The sequence below is a fragment of the Inquilinus sp. genome, from assembly GCF_057815775.1.
Genome location: NZ_JBYRFX010000036.1, coordinates 1 through 2664, shown reverse-complemented (window position 1 = coordinate 2664; position 2664 = coordinate 1). Strand labels below are relative to the sequence as shown.

General features: G+C 67.9%; 3 protein-coding genes. All 3 read left to right on the top strand.

Features of this window, described 5'->3' with window-relative positions:
- The coding region (pdhA, locus tag AC3XYG_RS01385; RefSeq protein ID WP_489138019.1) for a pyruvate dehydrogenase (acetyl-transferring) E1 component subunit alpha at positions 1–840 on the top strand (840 nt) is incomplete at its 5' end.
- Positions 841–894: 54 nt separating this feature from the next.
- A complete protein-coding gene (locus AC3XYG_RS01380) occupies positions 895–2289 on the top strand; it encodes a pyruvate dehydrogenase complex E1 component subunit beta (RefSeq protein ID WP_489138018.1) in 1395 nt (464 codons plus the stop codon).
- A 12-nt stretch (positions 2290–2301) separates the two neighbouring features.
- Positions 2302–2664 (top strand): biotin/lipoyl-containing protein (locus AC3XYG_RS01375; protein ID WP_489138017.1); only part of this gene is annotated, 363 nt, incomplete at its 3' end.

Genomic DNA, 2664 nt, shown 5'->3' with positions numbered 1-2664 from the left:
CAGGAGGCCGTGGTGGTCGGCATCCAGTCGGCGCAGATCCCGGCCGACGATGTCATCACCGGCTATCGCGACCATGGCCACATGCTGGCCTGCGGCATGGATCCGCGCGGCGTGATGGCGGAACTGACCGGCCGCCGCGGCGGCTATTCCAAGGGCAAGGGTGGCTCGATGCACATGTTCAGCCGGGAGAAGAAATTCTTCGGCGGACACGGCATCGTCGGTGCCCAGATCTCCCTCGGCACCGGCCTCGGCTTCGCCCACCAGTACAAGGGCGACGGCGGTGCGACCCTCGCCTATATGGGCGACGGCGCCAGCAACCAGGGCCAGGTGTACGAGAGCTTCAACATGGCGGCGCTGTGGAAACTCCCGGTCGTCTATGTGATCGAGAACAACAAATACGGCATGGGCACCTCGGTGCAGCGCGCGTCGGCCAACACCGACCTGCATCTGCGCGGCCAGGCCTACGGCATCCCCGGCGTGCAGGTCGACGGCATGGACGTGCTGTCGGTGCGCGCCGCCGCGGCCGAGGCGCTGGAGCGCGCACGCTCCGGTGGCGGCCCGACCATCCTCGAGATGATGACCTACCGCTATCGCGGCCACTCCATGTCCGATCCGGCCAAGTACCGGAGCAAGGAGGAGGTGGCGAAGATGCGCGACACCCACGATCCGATCGACCTGGCCCGCAAGAAGATCGATGCGATCGGCGGCATGACCGAGGACGATTTCAAGGCGATCGACAAGGACATCCGCGCCGCCGTCAACGACGCCGCCGAATTCGCGCAGCAGAGCCCGGAGCCCGATCCGTCGGAACTCTACACCGACGTTCTGATCGAAGCCTGAGCCATCACGACCCGGGGCGCCTCGCCGGGCGCCGCCGGATGCCGGAGAATTCCAATGCCCACCGAAATCCTGATGCCGGCCCTGTCGCCGACCATGACCGAGGGCACGCTCGCGAAATGGTTGAAACGCGAGGGTGACACGGTGAAGTCGGGCGATGTCATCGCCGAGATCGAGACCGACAAGGCGACCATGGAGGTCGAGGCGGTCGACGAAGGCACCATCGGCAAGATCCTGGTGCCGGAAGGCACCGAGGCCGTAGCCGTGAACACGCCGATCGCCATCCTGCTCGGCGAGGGCGAAAGCGCCGCCGACGCCGCCCCGGCCAAGGCCGCCCCGAACGGTGCCGCGGCGCCGAAGGCAGCCGAGGACGCCCCGAAGGCGGAAGCCAAGGCTCCCGCCGCTGCCGCCGCCCCAGTGCCCGCCAGCAAGGCGCCGCCGGCCTCGGACGAAGACAAGTACTTCGCCAACACCAAGCGCATCACGGTGCGCGAGGCGCTGCGCGACGCCATGGCCGAAGAGATGCGGCGCGACCCGACCGTGTTCCTGATGGGCGAGGAGGTCGCGGAGTACCAGGGCGCCTACAAGGTCAGCCAGGGCCTGCTCGAGGAATTCGGCGCCAGGCGCGTGATCGACACCCCGATCACCGAGCACGGCTTCGCCGGCCTCGGCGTCGGCGCGGCCTATTCCGGACTGCGGCCGATCGTCGAGTTCATGACCTTCAACTTCGCCATGCAGGCGATCGACCAGATCATCAACTCGGCATCGAAGACGCTGTACATGTCCGGCGGCCAGATGGGCAGCCCGATCGTGTTCCGCGGCCCGAACGGCGCCGCCTCGCGCGTCGGCGCCCAGCACAGCCAGGATTACGCCAGCTGGTACGCCCATTGCCCGGGCATGAAGGTGGTGTCGCCCTGGTCGGCGGCGGATGCCAAGGGCCTGCTGAAATCGGCGATCCGCGACCCGAACCCGGTGATCTTCCTCGAGAACGAGATGCTCTACGGCCAGAGCTTCGACGTGCCGGAGGATCCCGACTTCATCGTCCCGATCGGCCGCGCCAAGATCGTGCGCTCGGGCAAGGACATCACCATCGCCGCCTATTCGATCATGGTCGGCAAGGCCCTGGAGGCGGCGGAGACGCTGGCCGCCGAGGGCATCGACGCCGAGGTGATCGACCTGCGCAGCATCCGGCCGCTCGACGTCGAGACCATCGTCAATTCGGTCAAGAAGACCAACCGCCTGGTTTCGGCCGAGGAAAGCTGGCCCTTCGCCGGCATCGGCTCGGAACTGGCGGCGCTGATGATGGAGCAGGCTTTCGACTGGCTCGACGCGCCGGTCAAGCGCGTCGCCGGGCTCGACATCCCGCTGCCCTACGCGGCCAATCTCGAGAAGCTCTCGCTGCCGCAGCCCGCCGATATCGTCGCCGCCGCCAAGGCGGTCCTGTACCGCTGACGGGGGCGCACGATGGCCATCAACATCCTCATGCCGGCGCTGTCGCCGACGATGACCGAAGGCAAGCTGGCGAAGTGGCACGTCAAGGAAGGCGACAAGGTCACCTCGGGCAAGGTTCTCTGCGAGATCGAGACCGACAAGGCGACCATGGAGGTCGAGGCGGTCGATGAAGGCGTCATCGGCAAGATCGTCGTCGCTGAAGGCACCGAAGGCGTCGCCGTCAACGCGGTGATCGCGATCCTCGTCGAGGAAGGCGAAGCGGTCCCGGCAGGCGACGCGAAGCCAGCCGCGCCTGCGCCCGCAGCGAAACCTGCACCAGCCGCCGCTGCCGCCCCCGCACCGGCCGCGCCAGCGCCAGCGGCTCCTGCCGCGGCA

Bases quoted from the DNA above. Each gene is read 5' to 3' on its own strand.
- AC3XYG_RS01380 (WP_489138018.1), top strand. From the start codon at position 895: ATGCCCACCGAAATCCTGATGCCGGCCCTGTCGCCGACCATGACCGAG.